The following is a 15,278-nucleotide window of genomic DNA, read 5'->3' as shown; positions in this document are numbered from 1 at the left end:
AGTTTCCACTGATCTACTCAAGCGGCTATTTATCCGCCTGATTGCCGCTGGCATAGCACATTCAGTGCAAATATTTTGGAGTTGTGACCGATGGCGCGTGTCGTTCGTTTTTATGAGCTGGGTGGTCCCGAGGTTCTGCGCATCGAGAATGTCGACATGCCTGCGCCGGGACGAGGCGAGATCCAGATCCGTGTCAAGGCGTTGGGTCTGAACCGGGCCGAGGCGTTGCTGCGTTCAGGCAGATATATCCAAACCGCGCCGTTGCCTTCTGGTCTTGGGCTTGAGGCCGCTGGCCTCGTCGAAACGGTCGGCGAAGGCGTGGACGGGTTTGCGCCGGGCGATGCCGTCAGCATCGTGCCGCCAGTGTCGATGGCCCGCTGGCCTGCCTATGGTGAGATTGCCACATATCCCGCCGAGCTCGTCGTCAAGCATCCACCATCGCTGAGCTGGGAAGAGGCCGCCGCTGCGTGGATGCAATATCTCACCGCCTACGGTGCGCTGATCGACATTGCCAAACTCGGCAGGAAGGACTTTGTCGTCATCACTGCGGCATCGAGCAGCGTCGGACTGGCGGCGATCCAGATTGCCAACCTGGTTGGCGCGACCCCGATCGCCGTCACACGGACGTCCGCCAAGAAGCGGACTCTGCTTGAGTTCGGCGCGGCCCACGTCATCGCCTCGGCAGAGGTGGATCTGGAAGCTAGGTTGAAGGAAATCGCCGGCCCGGACGGCGTGCGCGTGGTGTTCGACGCGGTCGGCGGGCCGATCTTCGAGCCTCTGACGGCAGCGATGGCACTGGGTGGCATTCTCATCGAATATGGCGGCTTGAGCCCCGACCCGACACCTTTTCCGTTACCTGCAGTGCTAGGCAAGACGCTGACGCTGCGCGGCTATCTCGTCCACGAGATCGTGCGCGATCCGGCCCGGCTACAGGCCGCCAAGACATTCATCCTTGATGGACTGAAATCGGGTTCGCTGAAGCCCGCAATCGCTAGAACCTTTCCGTTTGATCAGATCGTCGAGGCGCATCGTTATCTCGAGTCGAACGAACAATTCGGCAAGATCGTCGTGACGGTTTGACCGGGCATTGTGGGATAGCCTCACGCTTGCGCCGCCAGCCAGTCCCGCACCTTGCGGGCGTTGTCGCTGAGCTCGCGGTTCCTCGACCAGATGACATGAAAGCCCTTGCCGGTCGTCATTGTGTGGCCGGTGACGCGCACCAGCAGCCCTGATGCCAGCAGCCGCTCGGCGAGATGACCCCAGCCGAGCGCGATGCCTTGCCCTTCCATGACTGCCTGGATCACCAGCGCATAGTCGTTGATGCGCAAGCCACGCCCGGCATCGGCGATGTCGACACCGGCCGAGGCGAACCATTCGTCCCAGCTGGCGGCCTCGCGAAACGGCTCTTCGAGATGAATGAGACGATGCGATGGAAGGTCCTTCACGTTCGCCGGCAGCCCGAACCGGGCCACATAACTAACGCCGGCGACGGGGAATATCACTTCATCGGCCAGCGGCAGCGAATGATAATCCGGCCATTCCTTGGGCTCGCCGCCGCGGACGCCGAGCGGAATGTCTTCGGCGATGATGTCGAGATCGCGGTCCGCGGTCTGGATGCGCAGGTCGATGCCCGGCAGTTCGTCGCGAAACTGCTGCAGGCGCGGCATCATCCAGAACGAGGCGAATGCGGTCGAGGCGGCGAGCGTCACGTGAGCGCCGACGGCGATCTGGCGCAGATCTTCCGCCGACTTGCGGATGTGCGACAGGCCGAGCGAGACGTCGGCGTGAAAGCGATCGCCGGCCTCGGTAAGGCTGACTTGCCGGTGGCGGCGCTGGAAGAGTTTGGCGCCGAGCTGCTCCTCGAGCCCACGGATCGCATAGGAGACGGCAGCCTGCGTCATGCCGAGCTCCCGCCCGGCGGCGGTAAAGCTCGACAGCCGGCCGGCGGCCTCGAAAACGATCAGGCTGCCGGCCGAGGGCAGCAGATGGCGCAAGCTTCGCATAAGCTGAGCTTATACAAGAGATCAGGATTTTCCAGCGTCACAGCTGCATTTTGTCTGGCTAGATTGATCGAGACAGGAAGATGGAGCCTCCATGAACGCACCGGCCGTTGAAGTGAGCGAACATACCAATCGTCGCGCGGGTGGCCGCCTGGGGCGCAAGGCGCTGCGGGGAGCTCCCGTAGCGTCATTTCCGACCCTGGTTCGCAAGATTCCGGTGTATCAGATGGTCCCGGACGAGGCGGTGGAGCTCATCCACCAGGAGTCGCTCAGCATCCTCGAAGAGGTGGGATGCGAGTTCCGCGACGACGAGGCTATCGCAATGTGGAAGGCGGCGGGCGCCGATGTCTCCGAGACAAGGGTCCGGATCGACCGCGCCCTGCTGATGGACCTCGTCTCGAAGGTCCCGTCGGAGTTCACGCTCAATGCGAGGAATCCCCAGCGTTCCGTACGTGTGGGTGGCAACAACTCCATCTTCGTGCCGATGTACGGGGCGCCTTATGTGCGCGACCTCGACAACAACAGGCGCTACGGCACACTCGCCGACCTCAACAATTTCCACAAGCTCGCCTACATGGCGCCGGCGCTGCATTCGTCGAGCTCGATCATCTGCGAGCCGATGGAAATCGCGGTGCCGAAGCGTCACCTCCACATCATCCATTCAGCGCTGAAGCACTCCGACAAGCCGTTCATGGGCATCGTGACCTCCAAAGATCGAGCCGAAGACACGATGGCGATGGCAGGCATCGTGTTCGGCGAGGACTATGTCCGCGACAACCCGGTCCTGGTGGCGATCACCAACTGCAATTCGCCGCTGGTCTGGGATGCCACCATGCTGGACGCGATGAAAGTCTATGCGCGCCACAACCAGCCGCTGATCCTCGCGCCCTTCGCCCTTTGCGGCGCCTCGACTTCGGCCTCTGCAGTCGGTGCGGTCGCGCAGGTCAATGCCGAAGCGCTGGCGGGCGTCGCGTTCACACAGCTCTTGCGTCCGGGTTCGCCGCAGATCTACGGACAGTTCATGGTGACGGTCGACATGAAGACCGGCGCTCCCATGGGCGGCACGCCGGAGGCGGCCCAGATGATGTATCTCATGGGCGCGCTGGCGCGGAAGTATCGGCTGCCGTGGCGCACGTCCGGTTTCCATGTCGGTTCGAAGCTGAACGACGCCCAGGCGGGCTACGAGGCGAACATGCTGATGCATGCCGCCATCCTTGCCGGCGCCAACTACATCTGGCACTCCGCCGGTTGGCTCGAGGCCGGCCTGACCTGCGGCTATTCGAAATTTGCCACCGACTGCGAGCAGCTTGTCGGCTGGTACAAATATGCTGGCGGGCTGCCATTCGACGATTTCAAGGAGGCTATGGCGGCTATCCGCGAGGTCGGACCGCAGGGCCATTTCCTCGGCACCCAACACACGCTCCAGCATTTCGAGTCCGCCTTCTTCATACCGAGCATCATGGACTTCAATTCGTTCGAACAGTGGAAGGCGGAAGGAGCAAAGGACCACGACACCCGCGGCCGCGAGAAAGCGCGCAACATGCTCGCCGATTATGAGGAGCCGAAGCTCGATGAGGGCATCGCCGATGGTCTCAAAGATTTGATTGCGCGGCGCGAGGAGAAACTACCGGACAGCGTTAGTTGATAACGGGCGAAGACCCGATGGGAACCATAACGGAGGAAAAAATGACACTCTTCAGAAGCAATGGTGATCGCGTACCGAGCGCCATCGAAGCGATGGCCAGCGAGGCGCGTGCAGGTCGTGTGGATCGGCGCGAGTTTCTGGCTCTGGCAAGCGCTTTCGGCGCATCGACGGCCCTTGCCTACGGCATGATCGGTCTTGCCGTGCCAGAACGGGCTTTGGCTGAAGAGCCGAAGAAAGGCGGCACGCTGCATGTTTCGATGTCGGTGAAGGCACAAAAGGACCCGCGCACCTACGACTGGGTGGAACTTGCGAACATTTCACGCTGCTGGCTCGAGCCGCTTGTCCGCTACACCCGCCAGTTCACTTTCGAGCCGGTTCTGCTTGAAAGCTGGGAGGTCAATGACGACGCCACCGAATATGTGCTGCATGTGCGCAAGGGCATCACCTGGACCAATGGTGATGCTTTCGGCGCCGATGATGTGGCCTACAATCTGACGCGCTGGTGCGAAAAGGCTGCAGCCGGCAATTCCATGGCCGCGCGCGTCGGTGCACTGATCGACGCAAAAACCGGCAAGGCCAGGGATGGCGCGATCACCAAGGTCGACGACAACACGGTCAAGCTGAAGCTGAACGAGCCGGACATCTCGCTGATCCCGAACTTCACCGACTATCCGGCGCTGGTGGTCCATCGCAACTTCGACGCCGACGGTGCCAATCCGATCGAGAAGCCGATTGGCACCGGGCCGTTCGAACTGGTGTCTTATGCGGTCGGCCAGAAAGCGGTCGTCAAGCGTCGTGAGACTGGCAAGTGGTGGGGCGGTGAAGCGCTTCTCGACGGCGTCGAATTCATCGACTACGGAACCGATTTCAACGCGTCGATAAATGCATTCGACTCCGGCGAAATCGATCTCAACTTCGAGACGCCCGCCGACTTCATAGACATCCTCGACAAGATGGGGCTGGTAAAATCGGAGGTCGCGACAGCGACCACGCTCGTTGCCCGGACCAACGTCACGCACAAGCCCTACGACGACAAGCGCGTCCGCAACGCCCTGCAAATGGCCGTCGACAACCAGGCGGTGCTCGAACTTGGCTATGCCGGGCGAGGGACTGTTGGTGAAAACCATCACGTCAGCCCGATTCATCCGGAATACTTCGCGCTGCCCAAGAAGAAACGTGACGCCGCGGGCGCCAAGAAGCTGATGGCCGAGGCCAAGCAGGCCGACTTCGAGCATGAACTGATCACCGTCGAGGACGATTGGCAAAAGAATACCGGCGACGCTATTGCCGGCCAGTTGCGCGACGCCGGGATCAAGGTGAAGCGCACCGTGCTGCCGGGTTCGACTTTCTGGAACGACTGGACCAAATATCCTTATTCCATGACCATTTGGTACATGCGCCCGCTTGGCGTCCAGGTGTTGGCGCTGGGCTATCGCACCGGCGAGGCCTGGAACGAAACCGGCTACTCGAATCCTGATTTCGACGCCAAGCTCAAGCAGGCTCTCTCGCTCATCGACGTGGAAAAGCGCCGCGAGGTCATGAAGGACATCGAGCAGATCCTCCAGGATTCGGGCGTCATCATTCAGCCGTTTTGGCAGAAGCTGTTCAGCCACATGAACGAGAAGGTGAAGAACTACGCTGTCCACCAAACCTTCGAGATGGATCTCCAGAACGTCTGGCTGAACGCCTGAGTTGCCAGCAGAGGACGCGTTGCAGGATTTCATGGACCGCAAGAAAGCCGACAGGCAAGATGCGTGGTACTGATAGCTTCCGTCAGTGAACAATCGGGGACACGCATGAAACTGCCACTTTTTGTTGCCGCGCTTTCGATGGCCTTGCCGGCGGCCGCGTTTGCCGGCCCTGCTGCCAACGCCGTGAAGTTTTTCTATGTCCCGTCGGTCAAATTCGAGGCCGATGCGCAATATCGCGACCGCTTCACCGCGCCGGTGACGAAACTGTTCGAACTGAACGACAACGCGGCAAAGAACCATCCGGATGAAGTTCCCTGCATCGACTTCGCCCCTGGTCTCGATGCGCAGGACTATGACGAGAAGACCGTGGCCAAGACGCTGACGCTGGCCGAAACGCTGGATGGCGACAGCGCCGAGGTGACGGCGACGTTCAGCCTTTTCCCGGAAGGCGATGATTCCAAACGCGAAATGGTCTGGTCACTCAGGAAGATCGATGGCCAGTGGAAGGTCGCCGACATCACCTCGAAGACCAGCGGCTGGACGCTGAGTGCGCTCGAATGTCTGGCCGGGCAGACCCCGGAGTGATGCCGTGCTCCGCTGCCGTCCCTGGGTTCTGGCGACTGCGTGCCTGCTGGCCGGATTGAGCAGCGCCGCCGCTCAGGGCCTGTTGGGCGCGCCGCCCGCAGACGCGCCGGCCGACAACGCGGCACCTCCGCCGGCAGAGTCGCCGGCAGAAAACGCACCGGCCGCACCCGTGCAGCCGGGCTCGCCGACGGCGGTGGTGAAGCCGTTCTACGAGCATGCCAGGCTCGAGGTCGATCCGGCTCAGCGGGGCCATTTCACCGATCCGGCAAAGTCGGTGCTGGACAAGAGCGACGCGCTGCGGAAGTCGGGGCAGGGCGAGTGCCTCGATCCCAACATGGCGCTCGACAATGCCGAATACGACGAGGCGGAGATCGACAAGAGCCTGAAGACCATCGAAGCGGTCAAGGGCGACCAGGCCAAGGTCGTTGTCGCTTTCGTCGCCTCCGGCAATCCGCACCGGCTGGAATGGAAGCTCAAAAAGGTCGACGGCGACTGGAAGATATCGGACCTGCTCTCGGTGACAGGCGAATGGGCGCTCAGCCAATACCAGTGTGAGTGAGAACGGAACCGATGAAGATCAGCAACATCCGCGTCACCCACGTCAACGTCCCGCTCGATGCTCCGTTCTGGTGGACGGCTGGTCTCTACGGCGGCGCCTCGAAATCGATCATCGAGGTCGAGACGGACGAAGGCGTGGTCGGACTGGGCGAGGCGCCATGGTGGCATTTCGGCGAGGTGATCAAGGCCGAGATCGCGCCGGCGCTGATTGGCGCCGATCCGCTCGACATCGCCGACTGCGAGGCGCGCTGTGTGCCGCCCTGGCAGATCACCGCCAACACCGGCGAGAACGCAGCCACGGTGGCGTTCGGCGCCATCGAACTGGCGCTCTGGGATATAAGAGGCAAGGTCTTCGGCATGCCGCTCTATAAGCTGCTCGGCGGCGCGGTGCGCAAGGACATTCCGTTTTCGGAATATTTCGCCTTTCGCCCCGCTCAAGGCGGAGCCGGCGGCGAGATGACCGCCGAAGCGATCGTCGACTATTGTCTCGGCATGCGAGAACAGCACGGCTCGACGATCTTCGAGGGCAAGCTGATCATGGGCGATCCCGAGCTCGAGATCAGGACAGTGCGCATGCTGCGCGAGGCGCTTGGCGATAAGGCGCAGATCAAACTCGATTCCAACATGCAGTGGTCGCTGACCACAGCGCGCTGGGTACTGCGCGAGATCGAGCCGTTCAACATCCGCAATTACGAGGATCCGGTCGCGACCTTCGAGGAGATGGCAGCGCTGCGCCAGCATTCGCGCATTCCGTTCTCCACGCACATCCCGGATCTCAGACGGGCAGTCGCGCTCGGTGCGCCGGATTACTTCGTCTGCAATTTCGCAGCACTCGGCGGATTGTCGAAAACTCTGAAATTCATCGCCGCCTGTGAGGCGATGGGCAAGGGGTTCTGGTGCTATTCGAACGATCTCGGCATCATGACATCGGCTTATCTGCACGTCGTGGCGGCGACACCGTGGATCACCGAAGCATCGCAGTCGCTGTTTCGCTGGCAGATCGGCGATGTCATCAAGGACGGTCCTTTCCGCCAGACGGGCAATACGGTGCGCGTGCCGGAGGGTGACGGGCTGGGCGTCGAACTCGATCCGGCTGCGATGAAACGCTGGGCGGGCCACTTCGCCGAACACGGGCCGATGGGCCATTTCAGCGACCCGAACAATCCCGGCCGCTACCGGCGGCTCCCGCTCAACTGATGCAACGTATTTTCCTCAGAAACTCAGGCTCACCCGCGCCCGCGATAGGGGGCGACGCCGGTGTCGGGCAGCCACACACCTTCCGGCGGGGCGCCCGTCTGCCAGAACACGTCGATCGGAATGCCGCCGCGCGGATACCAGTAGCCGCCGATGCGCAACCACAATGGCTTGGTCGCGGCGATGATGCGGCGGCCGATCATGACGGTGCATTCTTCGTGGAACGCGCCATGGTTGCGAAACGAGGTCATGAACAGCTTGAGCGACTTCGATTCCACCAGCAGCGCATCGGGTGCGTAGTCGACGACGATATGGGCGAAGTCCGGCTGGCCGGTGACCGGGCAGAGCGAAGTGAATTCCGGGCAGGTGAAGCGAACGATGGCCGGCGGGCCGTCGCCGCGCGAAAATGGCACGGTTTCCAGGACTGCCGCTTCAGGGCTCTGTGGCGCCTCGACGTTGGTGCCGAGCTGGGTGAGGTTTTTCGTATCGGTCATGAGCAGGTTCCTTGCTGCATGTCGCCCAAAACTGCGCAGCGATTTTGGGATAGCGACATGCGTAAAAACAAAAATTTGCCGCTCATTAGCACAATTTGAAACAGCAGGAAGACGATGACTAGCAACGACCCGCTCCTCCAGCCCTATCAGCTCAAGCATCTGACGCTGAAGAACCGGGTGATGTCGACCAGCCATGAGCCGGCCTATTCTGAGGACGGCATGCCAAAGGAGCGGTACCGGCTCTACCATGCCGAAAAGGCTAAGGGCGGCATGGCGCTGACCATGACCGCCGGCTCGGCGATCGTCTCGCGCGACAGCCCGGCCGCCTTCGGCAATCTGCATGTCTATGACGACCGCATCGTGCCGTGGCTCGCCGAGCTTACCGATGCCTGCCACGAGCATGACTGCAAGGTGATGATCCAGATCACCCATCTCGGCCGCCGCACCGGCTGGAACAAGGCCGACTGGCTGCCGGTGCTGTCGGCTTCGCCGGTGCGCGAACCGGCGCATCGCGCCTTTCCCAAGATTATCGAGGACTGGGATATCGAGCGCATCGTCGCCGACTACGCGGCGGCCGCCCAGCGCTGCCAGGCTGCCGGCCTCGACGGCATCGAATTCGAGGCCTACGGCCACCTGATGGACGGCTTCTGGTCGCCGGCCACCAACCAGCGCGACGACGATTTCGGCGGCTCGCTCGACAACCGGCTGCGCTTCACCGGAATGGTGCTCGATGCGGTGCGTGCCGCGGTCGGCGAAAAGTTCGTCGTCGGCATCCGCATGGTCGCCGACGAGGATTTCGAGAAAGGCCTGTCGAAACAGGAAGGCGTCGAAATCGCCAGGCGGCTGGCCGGCTCCGGCAAGGTCGATTTCCTCAACATCATCCGTGGCTCGATCGAGACTGATGCCGCGCTGACAAAAGTCATTCCGGTGACCGGCATGCGGTCGTCGCCGCATCTCGACTTCGCCGGCGAGGTGAGGGCGGCGACGAAATTCCCGACCTTCCATGCTGCGCGGATTTCCGACGTCGCCACCGCGCGTTACGCCATCGCCACCGGCAAGCTCGACATGGTCGGCATGACGCGCGCCCATATCGCCGACCCGCACATCGTCAAAAAAGTGATGGAGGGCCGCGAGCACGAGATACGTCCTTGCGTCGGTGCAACCTACTGCCTCGACCGCATCTATGAGGGCGGTGAGGCGCTGTGCATCCACAATGCGGCAACGGGCCGCGAGGCTGATATCCCGCATATCATCCCGAAAACCGAGGGACCGAAGCGAAAGGTGGTCGTGGTCGGCGCCGGCGCCGGCGGGCTGGAGGCAGCGCGGGTCGCCGCCGAGCGCGGGCACCAGGTAACGGTGCTGGAAGCATCGAGCCAGGCCGGCGGCCAAGTGCGGCTGGCAACGCAGAACCCGCGCCGCAAGGAATTGATCGGCATCATCGACTGGCGGTTGGCCGAGCTGGACCGGCTCGGCGTCGAGATCCGCTACGACACCTGGGCGGAGAAGGACGACGTGCTGGCGCTGTCGCCGGACGTGGTGGTGATCGCCACCGGCGGCCTGCCGCAGAACCCGCCTCTGACTGCGGGCGACGATCTCGTCACCTCGAGCTGGGACATCATGGCCGGCAGCGTCAAGCCGGCCGAGAACGTGCTGCTCTATGACGACAATGGCGGCCATCAGGGCATGGGTGCTGCCGAACTGATCGCCAACAGCGGCGCCAGGCTGGAGCTGGTTTCACCAGAGCGCTTCTTCGCGCCGGAAATGGGCGGCATGAACCATGTGCCTTACATGCGCGCCTTCCAGGAAAAGGGTGTCACGGTGACCATCAACACACGGCTGCGTTCGGTGCGGCGCGAGGGCAACCAGCTGATCGCCGAGCTCGCCTCCGACTTCGCTGATGGCTGGCGCGGAGAGCGCCGCGTCGACCAGGTGGTGGTCGAGCACGGCACGCTGCCGCTCGACGATCTCTATCTGGCGCTGAAGCCGCTGTCGAAGAACGCCGGCGCGATCGACTACGAAAAGCTGGTCAATGGCGGCGACATCTTTCCCGTGCGCAATCCTCACGCCGGTTTCGTGCTCTTCCGCATCGGCGATGCAGTAGCCTCGCGCAACATCCACGCCGCCATCTATGACGGCATCAGGTTCGGCTTGCGAATCTGAGGAATATTTTGGATTGATTGGTGGCGCGCAGCCGAACCTCCGTACGGAGAGCCACCACGGTACTTCGGCTCGTTCTGCGCGCCGCGCACGCCGCCGGCTTGCGGCCGGACACCGTACGATCTTGCGATTGCGGCAGGCCGCTCAAAACATCCTGGCGGTAGCCATGCAGAACACGGTGATGACCAGCAGCCCGCCGGCGATGCGTTCGCCTTTTGTCATCTTCGCGCGCAACTGGGTTTGCGTCGCCGCATCAGCGCCGGCCAACTGCCTGCTGGCGGAACCCACCAGTGCGCCCTGGACCCCGGCGGCAATCAAGGCAGTCAAGATGCCCAGCGCCAGGACCTTCTCCATCGAGCCGAAGGAGCCGTTGTGGAAGAAATACCAGAGCAGCAAACCCGTGAGGAAAACCACGCCGGCCGCGCCCATTTGCGGCCGGAAGAAACGTTCCGCCCGGATCTCCGGTTCGCGGGCAACCGCGATGGTGGTGCCGGCCCAGAACACACCCGCCATGACGTGAAGGCCGAGGACGATGATGTAGACATATTGCATGACCGCATTTCCTCTCTTGCCCACCGCTAACCATATGGATAGATATCAAATGATTAGATGTCAACGCATAAGCTCGAGCCGGTTCCATAGGCTTTGCCCTTGTTCTAGTGTCGGATCATGACGCCCTTTGACCGCCCGCCGATCGGGATGAATCTCGCCCGCACCGCCAAGCTGGTCGCGCAGGCTTTCGACGCTGCCCTGGTCGAGGCGGGGGGCACGCTGCCGGTCTGGGTGACTTTGCTGTCGGTCAAGTCGCGGGAGCTGGCCAACCAACGCGAGCTCGCCGGCATGATCGGTATTCGGGGCGCAACACTGACCCATCATCTCAACGCCATGGAGACGCAAGGCCTGCTGATACGGCGCCGCGATCCCGAAAATCGCCGGGTTCACCAGGTGGAGCTGACCCAAGCCGGAGAAGCGCTGTTCCTGAAATTGCGCACCGCCGCGTTAGCCTTCGACAAGCGGCTGCGGAAGGGATTATCCGACGACAGGTTGGCGGAGTTTGCACAGGTGCTGGCCGCGCTGCGGGCCAATGTCGAAGGTTAGAATTAGGCTAGGAAAACGCTATGCGCGAAATTTCGCTGAAGGATGCCAGGACTACACTCTCGGCGCTGCTCGATCAGGTCGTCGCGGGAGAACCGGCGGCCATCACGCGGCGCGGCCGCAAGCAGGCGGTCATTTTGTCATTTCAGGACTACGAAAAACTGGCGCGTGTGCCCAACATTGGACAATTGCTGGCAGCATTTCCCGGTGATGAGGATGACCTTCCGCCTCGGCTCATCAGGTCGGTTCGCAAGCCCGAACCATGACGGATCTACGCCCGGCTGCCCTGCAGCACCGTCAGCCTGGCCTTCTTGGGCGCCCGGGCCACCAGCCATTCGCGCACCCTGTCCGGTGGCATCGGGAAAGCGATGGAATAGCCTTGCACCTGGTCGCAGCCGATCGCCATCAGCGAGTCGAGCTCGGCTTCGGTTTCGGCGCCCTCGGCGACGATCGAGATGCCGAGACCGCGGGCGAGCTCGGTGAGGGCACGCACGATCTTGGTGTTGCCGCTGTTCTCGTTGATGTTCTGGACGAAACGGCGATCGATCTTCAGCCGGTCGATCTCGTTTGGATTGACATGGCTGAGCGATGCGTAGCCGGTGCCGAAATCATCGAGCTCAAGATGGATGCCGGCGGCGCGGATGTGCCGCAGCTTTGCCGCGATACCGGTCTTCTCGTCATCGAGAATAACGGATTCGACGATCTCCAGCGATAGTTTGTGCGCGGGCAGGCCAGCCCTCTCCAGCGCCCCGAACAGGAAGACTTCGAAATCTGTCTCGCGCAGCTCCGAACCGGATACATTGACGGCGATCCGTCCGAAGGCGATGCCTGCGCAGTTCCATTCGGCTGCTTCGTCGATCGCCTTGGCAATAACGATGCGGCCGATCTCGGGCATCAAGCCACATTTTTCTGCGATCGGAATGAACTCGCCCGGCGCGATCATGCCGCGCTCGGCATGCCTCCAGCGAACCAAAGCCTCGATGCCACTGATAGCGCCATCCGACAGCGACACCTGCGGCTGGAAATAGACTTCGAACGCCTTCTCAGAGATGGCGATCCTGATGTCGAGTTCGAGCTGCTTGCGATTATCAAGTTCGCGCCTCAGCTCATCGGAGAAGAACGACAAACTGCCGCCGCCCTGCCTCTTGGCTGAATAGAGTGCCAGATCGGCATGGACGAGCAGGTCCTGCGCATTGTCGGCGTCGACGGGGTAGACCGCAATCCCGGCACTTACGCCTGGATGGATCGTCGTGCCTTGGAAGATGACCGGCTCATTGAGTTTGGCCAGCATGCGTCTGGCGACGATATCGATGTCCGCGGTGCTGCCGGCGTCGTTGAGGACGACAACGAATTCGTCGCCGCCGAGACGCACGTTGAGATCCGACGTCCGGCAGGAATCGCGCATGCGCTGCGCGGCCACCACCAGCACATAATCGCCGGCGGCATGGCCGAGCGTGTCGTTGATCTGCTTGAACCGGTCGAGGTCGAACTGCACTACGGCGACCCGCTCACGCCTTCGCTGCGCACCACTGATGAACGTATCGAAATGGTCGGTCAGGAAGGTACGGTTGTGCAGGCCGGTCAGCCCATCATGCACGGCAATGAAGGCCATGGAATTGCGTGCATCGACCAGCTCGCGCGTCCGGCCCAAGATGGCATTCGACATCGGCCGAAAAATGAAAAGTGCCACCAGCAGCATGACGCCGATGGTCGAGTAGAACAATGTGCGGTGAAGATCGAGGAGCCTTTCGGAGCGCTGGTCCGCGTAGGCGCTGATGCGCTGGCCGAGTGCTGCGTAGCCCGACAAAGTTGCGTTGGCAACGGAAGCGTCCAGATTAACGCGCTCCTCTCCGCCCTTGTAGCCGCCGCTGCCTGTCGTGTTGAGCCGCGATTCGAATGAAGAGATCAGGCGCTCGCCATTGGCGATCAGCCCAACCGAGAAATAGTCGAGATGGTACGGCTTGGCGAAAAGCACGCTCTCGATCGATTTCGGATCGAATCTTGCCGGCGACACCGGATCGGCGGCGGTCCGCTCGAGCAGCAGATCGTAGTTCTTCTCGAACTCCACTGTCGCTTGCTTGAGCGCGCTAACCAGGGCGTGCTGTTGATCGCGCGAGGCGCTGCCTGTTGCGCCGGCAAGGAAGACGATGCGCTGCGACAGGGCTTTTTGTGTGCTGACGATATCGAGCAGCGCCTGATTGTGCCGTTGGGTCGCCATCACCTGTTGCAGCAGGATGAAGGACGCCACTACCATGGCGGCTATGATCAGCAGAGCCAGCCAGTAGCCGGACTTGATCAGGAGTATAAGCCTGCCCGAAACGGCGTGCACCGGCTGCTGCGACATTTTCCGAGTCGGCCCTCTCGCCAACGAATTCTTGTGCGACAACCCTTGGCTTCAAAGTGTTAACAGGTTTGGGGCGGCAACAGGCCGGCGGCGGCGACCGTGGCGGGAAACCCGCAAAGTGGTTATTGCAATCTTTCGCAGCGCCTCTGCATTTGAACATCGTGGCCTCTGCCGTGCCATTGCCGCCACCGAAGCGGTCGCTTTTGCGATGGATTTTTCGTCCGCGCGGCGCGACAGTCCTCATCGATCTCAACAGGGCCTGATCATGACCGAAGCATTCCTTTCCCACATCGACAGCGAGCTTGAAGGACTGAAATCGGCAGGTCTCTACAAATCCGAGCGGGTGATAACCTCGACCCAATCGGCCGAGATCGAGGTGGGCGGCGAGAAGGTGCTGAATTTCTGCGCCAATAATTATCTCGGCCTCGCCGACAGCGCCGAACTGCGGGAAGCAGCCAAGCAGGCGCTCGACCGTTACGGCTACGGCATGGCGTCGGTGCGCTTCATCTGCGGCACGCAGGAAGAACACAAGCAGCTCGAGGCGACCATTTCTGATTTCCTCGGCATGGAGGACACTATCCTCTACGGCTCCTGCTTCGACGCTAATGGCGGCCTGTTCGAGACGCTGCTCGGCGAGGAGGATGCGGTCATCTCCGATGCGCTGAACCACGCCTCGATCATCGACGGCGTGCGGCTGTCGAAGGCAAAGCGCTTCCGCTACGCCAACAACGACATGGCCGATCTGGAGGCGCGGTTGAAAGACGCGAGCGACTGCCGGTTCCGGCTGATCGCCACCGACGGCGTGTTCTCGATGGATGGCATCATCGCCAATCTGAAGGGCGTCTGCGACCTCGCCGACAAATACGATGCGATGGTGATGGTCGACGACAGCCATGCAGTTGGTTTCGTCGGCAGGAATGGCCGTGGCTCGGCCGAACATTGTGGCGTCGAGGGCAGGGTGGACATCATCACCGGTACGCTCGGCAAGGCATTGGGCGGAGCGTCGGGCGGCTACACGTCGGGCAGGAAGCCGGTGGTCGACTGGCTGCGCCAGCGCTCGCGGCCCTATCTTTTTTCCAACACGCTGATGCCGGCGATCGCCGGCGCCTCGATAAAGGTCTTCGAACTGATCAAAGTCGGGGATGGATTGCGGAAGAGGCTCTACGACAATGCCGGGCATTTCCGGTCCGAGATGGGCAAGCTCGGCTTCACCCTGGCCGGCGCTGACCACCCGATCATCCCCGTGATGCTTGGCGATGCGACGCTGGCGCAGGAGATGGCGGCGCGGATGCTGAAGCGCGGCATCTATGTCATCGGCTTCTCGTTCCCGGTGGTGCCGAAGGGCCAGGCGCGCATCCGCACGCAGATGTCGGCCGCCCATTCCAGCGCAGACATCGATCGCGCGGTTGAGGCGTTCGCCGCAGTCGGTCGCGAACTCGGCGTGATTTCCTGAACGGCCGGACCGAAAAGCGATTCCGGATCAAGAGATTCAAGCGACTAAGGTTCTGGGGACAA

At 62.0% G+C, this 15,278-nt stretch carries 14 protein-coding genes; 10 read left to right on the top strand and 4 right to left on the bottom strand.

Translation table 11 applies throughout. The annotated features are described in order from the left end of the window. Nucleotides 1-90 precede the first annotated feature (90 nt). Nucleotides 91-1,080, top strand: a complete 990-nt coding sequence (locus NKH63_RS09725; RefSeq protein ID WP_352481283.1) for a zinc-dependent alcohol dehydrogenase family protein — start codon at nt 91-93, stop codon at nt 1,078-1,080. Nucleotides 1,081-1,100: 20 nt separating this feature from the next. Here NKH63_RS09725 and NKH63_RS09720 read toward each other — a convergent pair whose 3' ends face one another. Beyond that, nucleotides 1,101-2,003: a LysR substrate-binding domain-containing protein gene (locus NKH63_RS09720; protein WP_023717175.1), complete on the bottom strand. Its 903-nt coding sequence runs from the start codon at nt 2,001-2,003 to the stop codon at nt 1,101-1,103. Nucleotides 2,004-2,094: 91 nt separating this feature from the next. Here NKH63_RS09720 and NKH63_RS09715 point away from each other — a divergent pair, with 91 nt between their 5' ends. From NKH63_RS09715 to NKH63_RS09695, 5 genes are all read left to right on the top strand, one after another. Continuing rightward, nucleotides 2,095-3,645 carry a trimethylamine methyltransferase family protein gene (locus NKH63_RS09715; RefSeq protein ID WP_023717176.1) on the top strand — a complete coding sequence of 517 codons (1,551 nt, stop codon included), beginning with the start codon at nt 2,095-2,097 and terminating at the stop codon, nt 3,643-3,645. A 41-nt stretch (nt 3,646-3,686) separates the two neighbouring features. Then, nucleotides 3,687-5,336: an ABC transporter substrate-binding protein gene (locus tag NKH63_RS09710; RefSeq protein WP_352481282.1), complete on the top strand. Its 1,650-nt coding sequence runs from the start codon at nt 3,687-3,689 to the stop codon at nt 5,334-5,336. A gap of 105 nt (nt 5,337-5,441) precedes the next feature. Then, nucleotides 5,442-5,921, top strand: coding sequence for a DUF3828 domain-containing protein (locus tag NKH63_RS09705; RefSeq protein ID WP_023717178.1), 480 nt, complete (start codon nt 5,442-5,444; stop codon nt 5,919-5,921). 4 nt (nt 5,922-5,925) lie between these two features. Continuing rightward, the gene (locus NKH63_RS09700) at nt 5,926-6,480 is read left to right on the top strand and encodes a hypothetical protein (RefSeq protein WP_051409602.1); all 555 of its coding nucleotides are present in this window, start codon (nt 5,926-5,928) and stop codon (nt 6,478-6,480) included. 11 nt (nt 6,481-6,491) lie between these two features. After that, a complete protein-coding gene (locus NKH63_RS09695) occupies nt 6,492-7,676 on the top strand; it encodes a mandelate racemase/muconate lactonizing enzyme family protein (protein ID WP_023717180.1) in 1,185 nt (394 codons plus the stop codon). Between the two features lie 29 nt (nt 7,677-7,705). On the opposite strand, the gene queF is transcribed toward NKH63_RS09695, so the two are convergent. Next, nucleotides 7,706-8,167 carry a preQ(1) synthase gene (queF, locus tag NKH63_RS09690; protein ID WP_023717181.1) on the bottom strand — a complete coding sequence of 154 codons (462 nt, stop codon included), beginning with the start codon at nt 8,165-8,167 and terminating at the stop codon, nt 7,706-7,708. 114 nt (nt 8,168-8,281) lie between these two features. Between queF and NKH63_RS09685 the strand changes: the two genes are divergently transcribed. Next, entirely contained in the window at nt 8,282-10,327 is a 2,046-nt protein-coding gene (locus NKH63_RS09685) for an oxidoreductase (protein WP_352481281.1), read from the top strand. Nucleotides 10,328-10,468: 141 nt separating this feature from the next. On the opposite strand, the gene NKH63_RS09680 is transcribed toward NKH63_RS09685, so the two are convergent. After that, nucleotides 10,469-10,876, bottom strand: coding sequence for a hypothetical protein (locus tag NKH63_RS09680; protein ID WP_023717183.1), 408 nt, complete (start codon nt 10,874-10,876; stop codon nt 10,469-10,471). A gap of 117 nt (nt 10,877-10,993) precedes the next feature. On the opposite strand from NKH63_RS09680, the gene NKH63_RS09675 reads away from it, so the two are divergent. Both NKH63_RS09675 and NKH63_RS09670 read left to right on the top strand, forming a co-directional pair. After that, nucleotides 10,994-11,422 (top strand): MarR family winged helix-turn-helix transcriptional regulator, encoded by a 429-nt coding sequence (locus tag NKH63_RS09675; protein WP_023717184.1) that lies wholly within the window; start codon nt 10,994-10,996, stop codon nt 11,420-11,422. 20 nt (nt 11,423-11,442) lie between these two features. Next, nucleotides 11,443-11,685 carry a type II toxin-antitoxin system Phd/YefM family antitoxin gene (locus NKH63_RS09670; RefSeq protein ID WP_023717185.1) on the top strand — a complete coding sequence of 81 codons (243 nt, stop codon included), beginning with the start codon at nt 11,443-11,445 and terminating at the stop codon, nt 11,683-11,685. Nucleotides 11,686-11,690: 5 nt separating this feature from the next. Here the strand turns inward: NKH63_RS09670 and NKH63_RS09665 are convergent, their stop codons facing one another. Then, nucleotides 11,691-13,763 carry a putative bifunctional diguanylate cyclase/phosphodiesterase gene (locus NKH63_RS09665; protein WP_352481280.1) on the bottom strand — a complete coding sequence of 691 codons (2,073 nt, stop codon included), beginning with the start codon at nt 13,761-13,763 and terminating at the stop codon, nt 11,691-11,693. Nucleotides 13,764-14,028: 265 nt separating this feature from the next. Here NKH63_RS09665 and NKH63_RS09660 point away from each other — a divergent pair, with 265 nt between their 5' ends. Beyond that, a complete protein-coding gene (locus NKH63_RS09660) occupies nt 14,029-15,216 on the top strand; it encodes a glycine C-acetyltransferase (protein ID WP_352481279.1) in 1,188 nt (395 codons plus the stop codon). Nucleotides 15,217-15,278: the final 62 nt, after the last annotated feature.

Origin of the sequence: Mesorhizobium sp. M0960 (genome assembly GCF_040319055.1) — a bacterium.
Lineage (GTDB): Bacteria > Pseudomonadota > Alphaproteobacteria > Rhizobiales > Rhizobiaceae > Mesorhizobium.
The sequence above is the reverse complement of the archived record's forward strand: the minus strand, read 5'-3'. Positions and strand labels throughout refer to the sequence as shown.

What these genes read in the sequence shown, in the direction of transcription:
- NKH63_RS09725 (WP_352481283.1), top strand. Translation starts at nt 91, where the DNA reads ATGGCGCGTGTCGTTCGTTTTTATGAGCTGGGTGGTCCCGAGGTTCTG.
- NKH63_RS09720 (WP_023717175.1), bottom strand. Translation starts at nt 2,003, where the DNA reads ATGCGAAGCTTGCGCCATCTGCTGCCCTCGGCCGGCAGCCTGATCGTT.
- NKH63_RS09715 (WP_023717176.1), top strand. Translation starts at nt 2,095, where the DNA reads ATGAACGCACCGGCCGTTGAAGTGAGCGAACATACCAATCGTCGCGCG.
- NKH63_RS09710 (WP_352481282.1), top strand. Translation starts at nt 3,687, where the DNA reads ATGACACTCTTCAGAAGCAATGGTGATCGCGTACCGAGCGCCATCGAA.
- NKH63_RS09705 (WP_023717178.1), top strand. Translation starts at nt 5,442, where the DNA reads ATGAAACTGCCACTTTTTGTTGCCGCGCTTTCGATGGCCTTGCCGGCG.
- NKH63_RS09695 (WP_023717180.1), top strand. Translation starts at nt 6,492, where the DNA reads ATGAAGATCAGCAACATCCGCGTCACCCACGTCAACGTCCCGCTCGAT.
- queF (WP_023717181.1), bottom strand. Translation starts at nt 8,167, where the DNA reads ATGACCGATACGAAAAACCTCACCCAGCTCGGCACCAACGTCGAGGCG.
- NKH63_RS09685 (WP_352481281.1), top strand. Translation starts at nt 8,282, where the DNA reads ATGACTAGCAACGACCCGCTCCTCCAGCCCTATCAGCTCAAGCATCTG.
- NKH63_RS09680 (WP_023717183.1), bottom strand. Translation starts at nt 10,876, where the DNA reads ATGCAATATGTCTACATCATCGTCCTCGGCCTTCACGTCATGGCGGGT.
- NKH63_RS09675 (WP_023717184.1), top strand. Translation starts at nt 10,994, where the DNA reads ATGACGCCCTTTGACCGCCCGCCGATCGGGATGAATCTCGCCCGCACC.
- NKH63_RS09670 (WP_023717185.1), top strand. Translation starts at nt 11,443, where the DNA reads ATGCGCGAAATTTCGCTGAAGGATGCCAGGACTACACTCTCGGCGCTG.
- NKH63_RS09665 (WP_352481280.1), bottom strand. Translation starts at nt 13,763, where the DNA reads ATGTCGCAGCAGCCGGTGCACGCCGTTTCGGGCAGGCTTATACTCCTG.
- NKH63_RS09660 (WP_352481279.1), top strand. Translation starts at nt 14,029, where the DNA reads ATGACCGAAGCATTCCTTTCCCACATCGACAGCGAGCTTGAAGGACTG.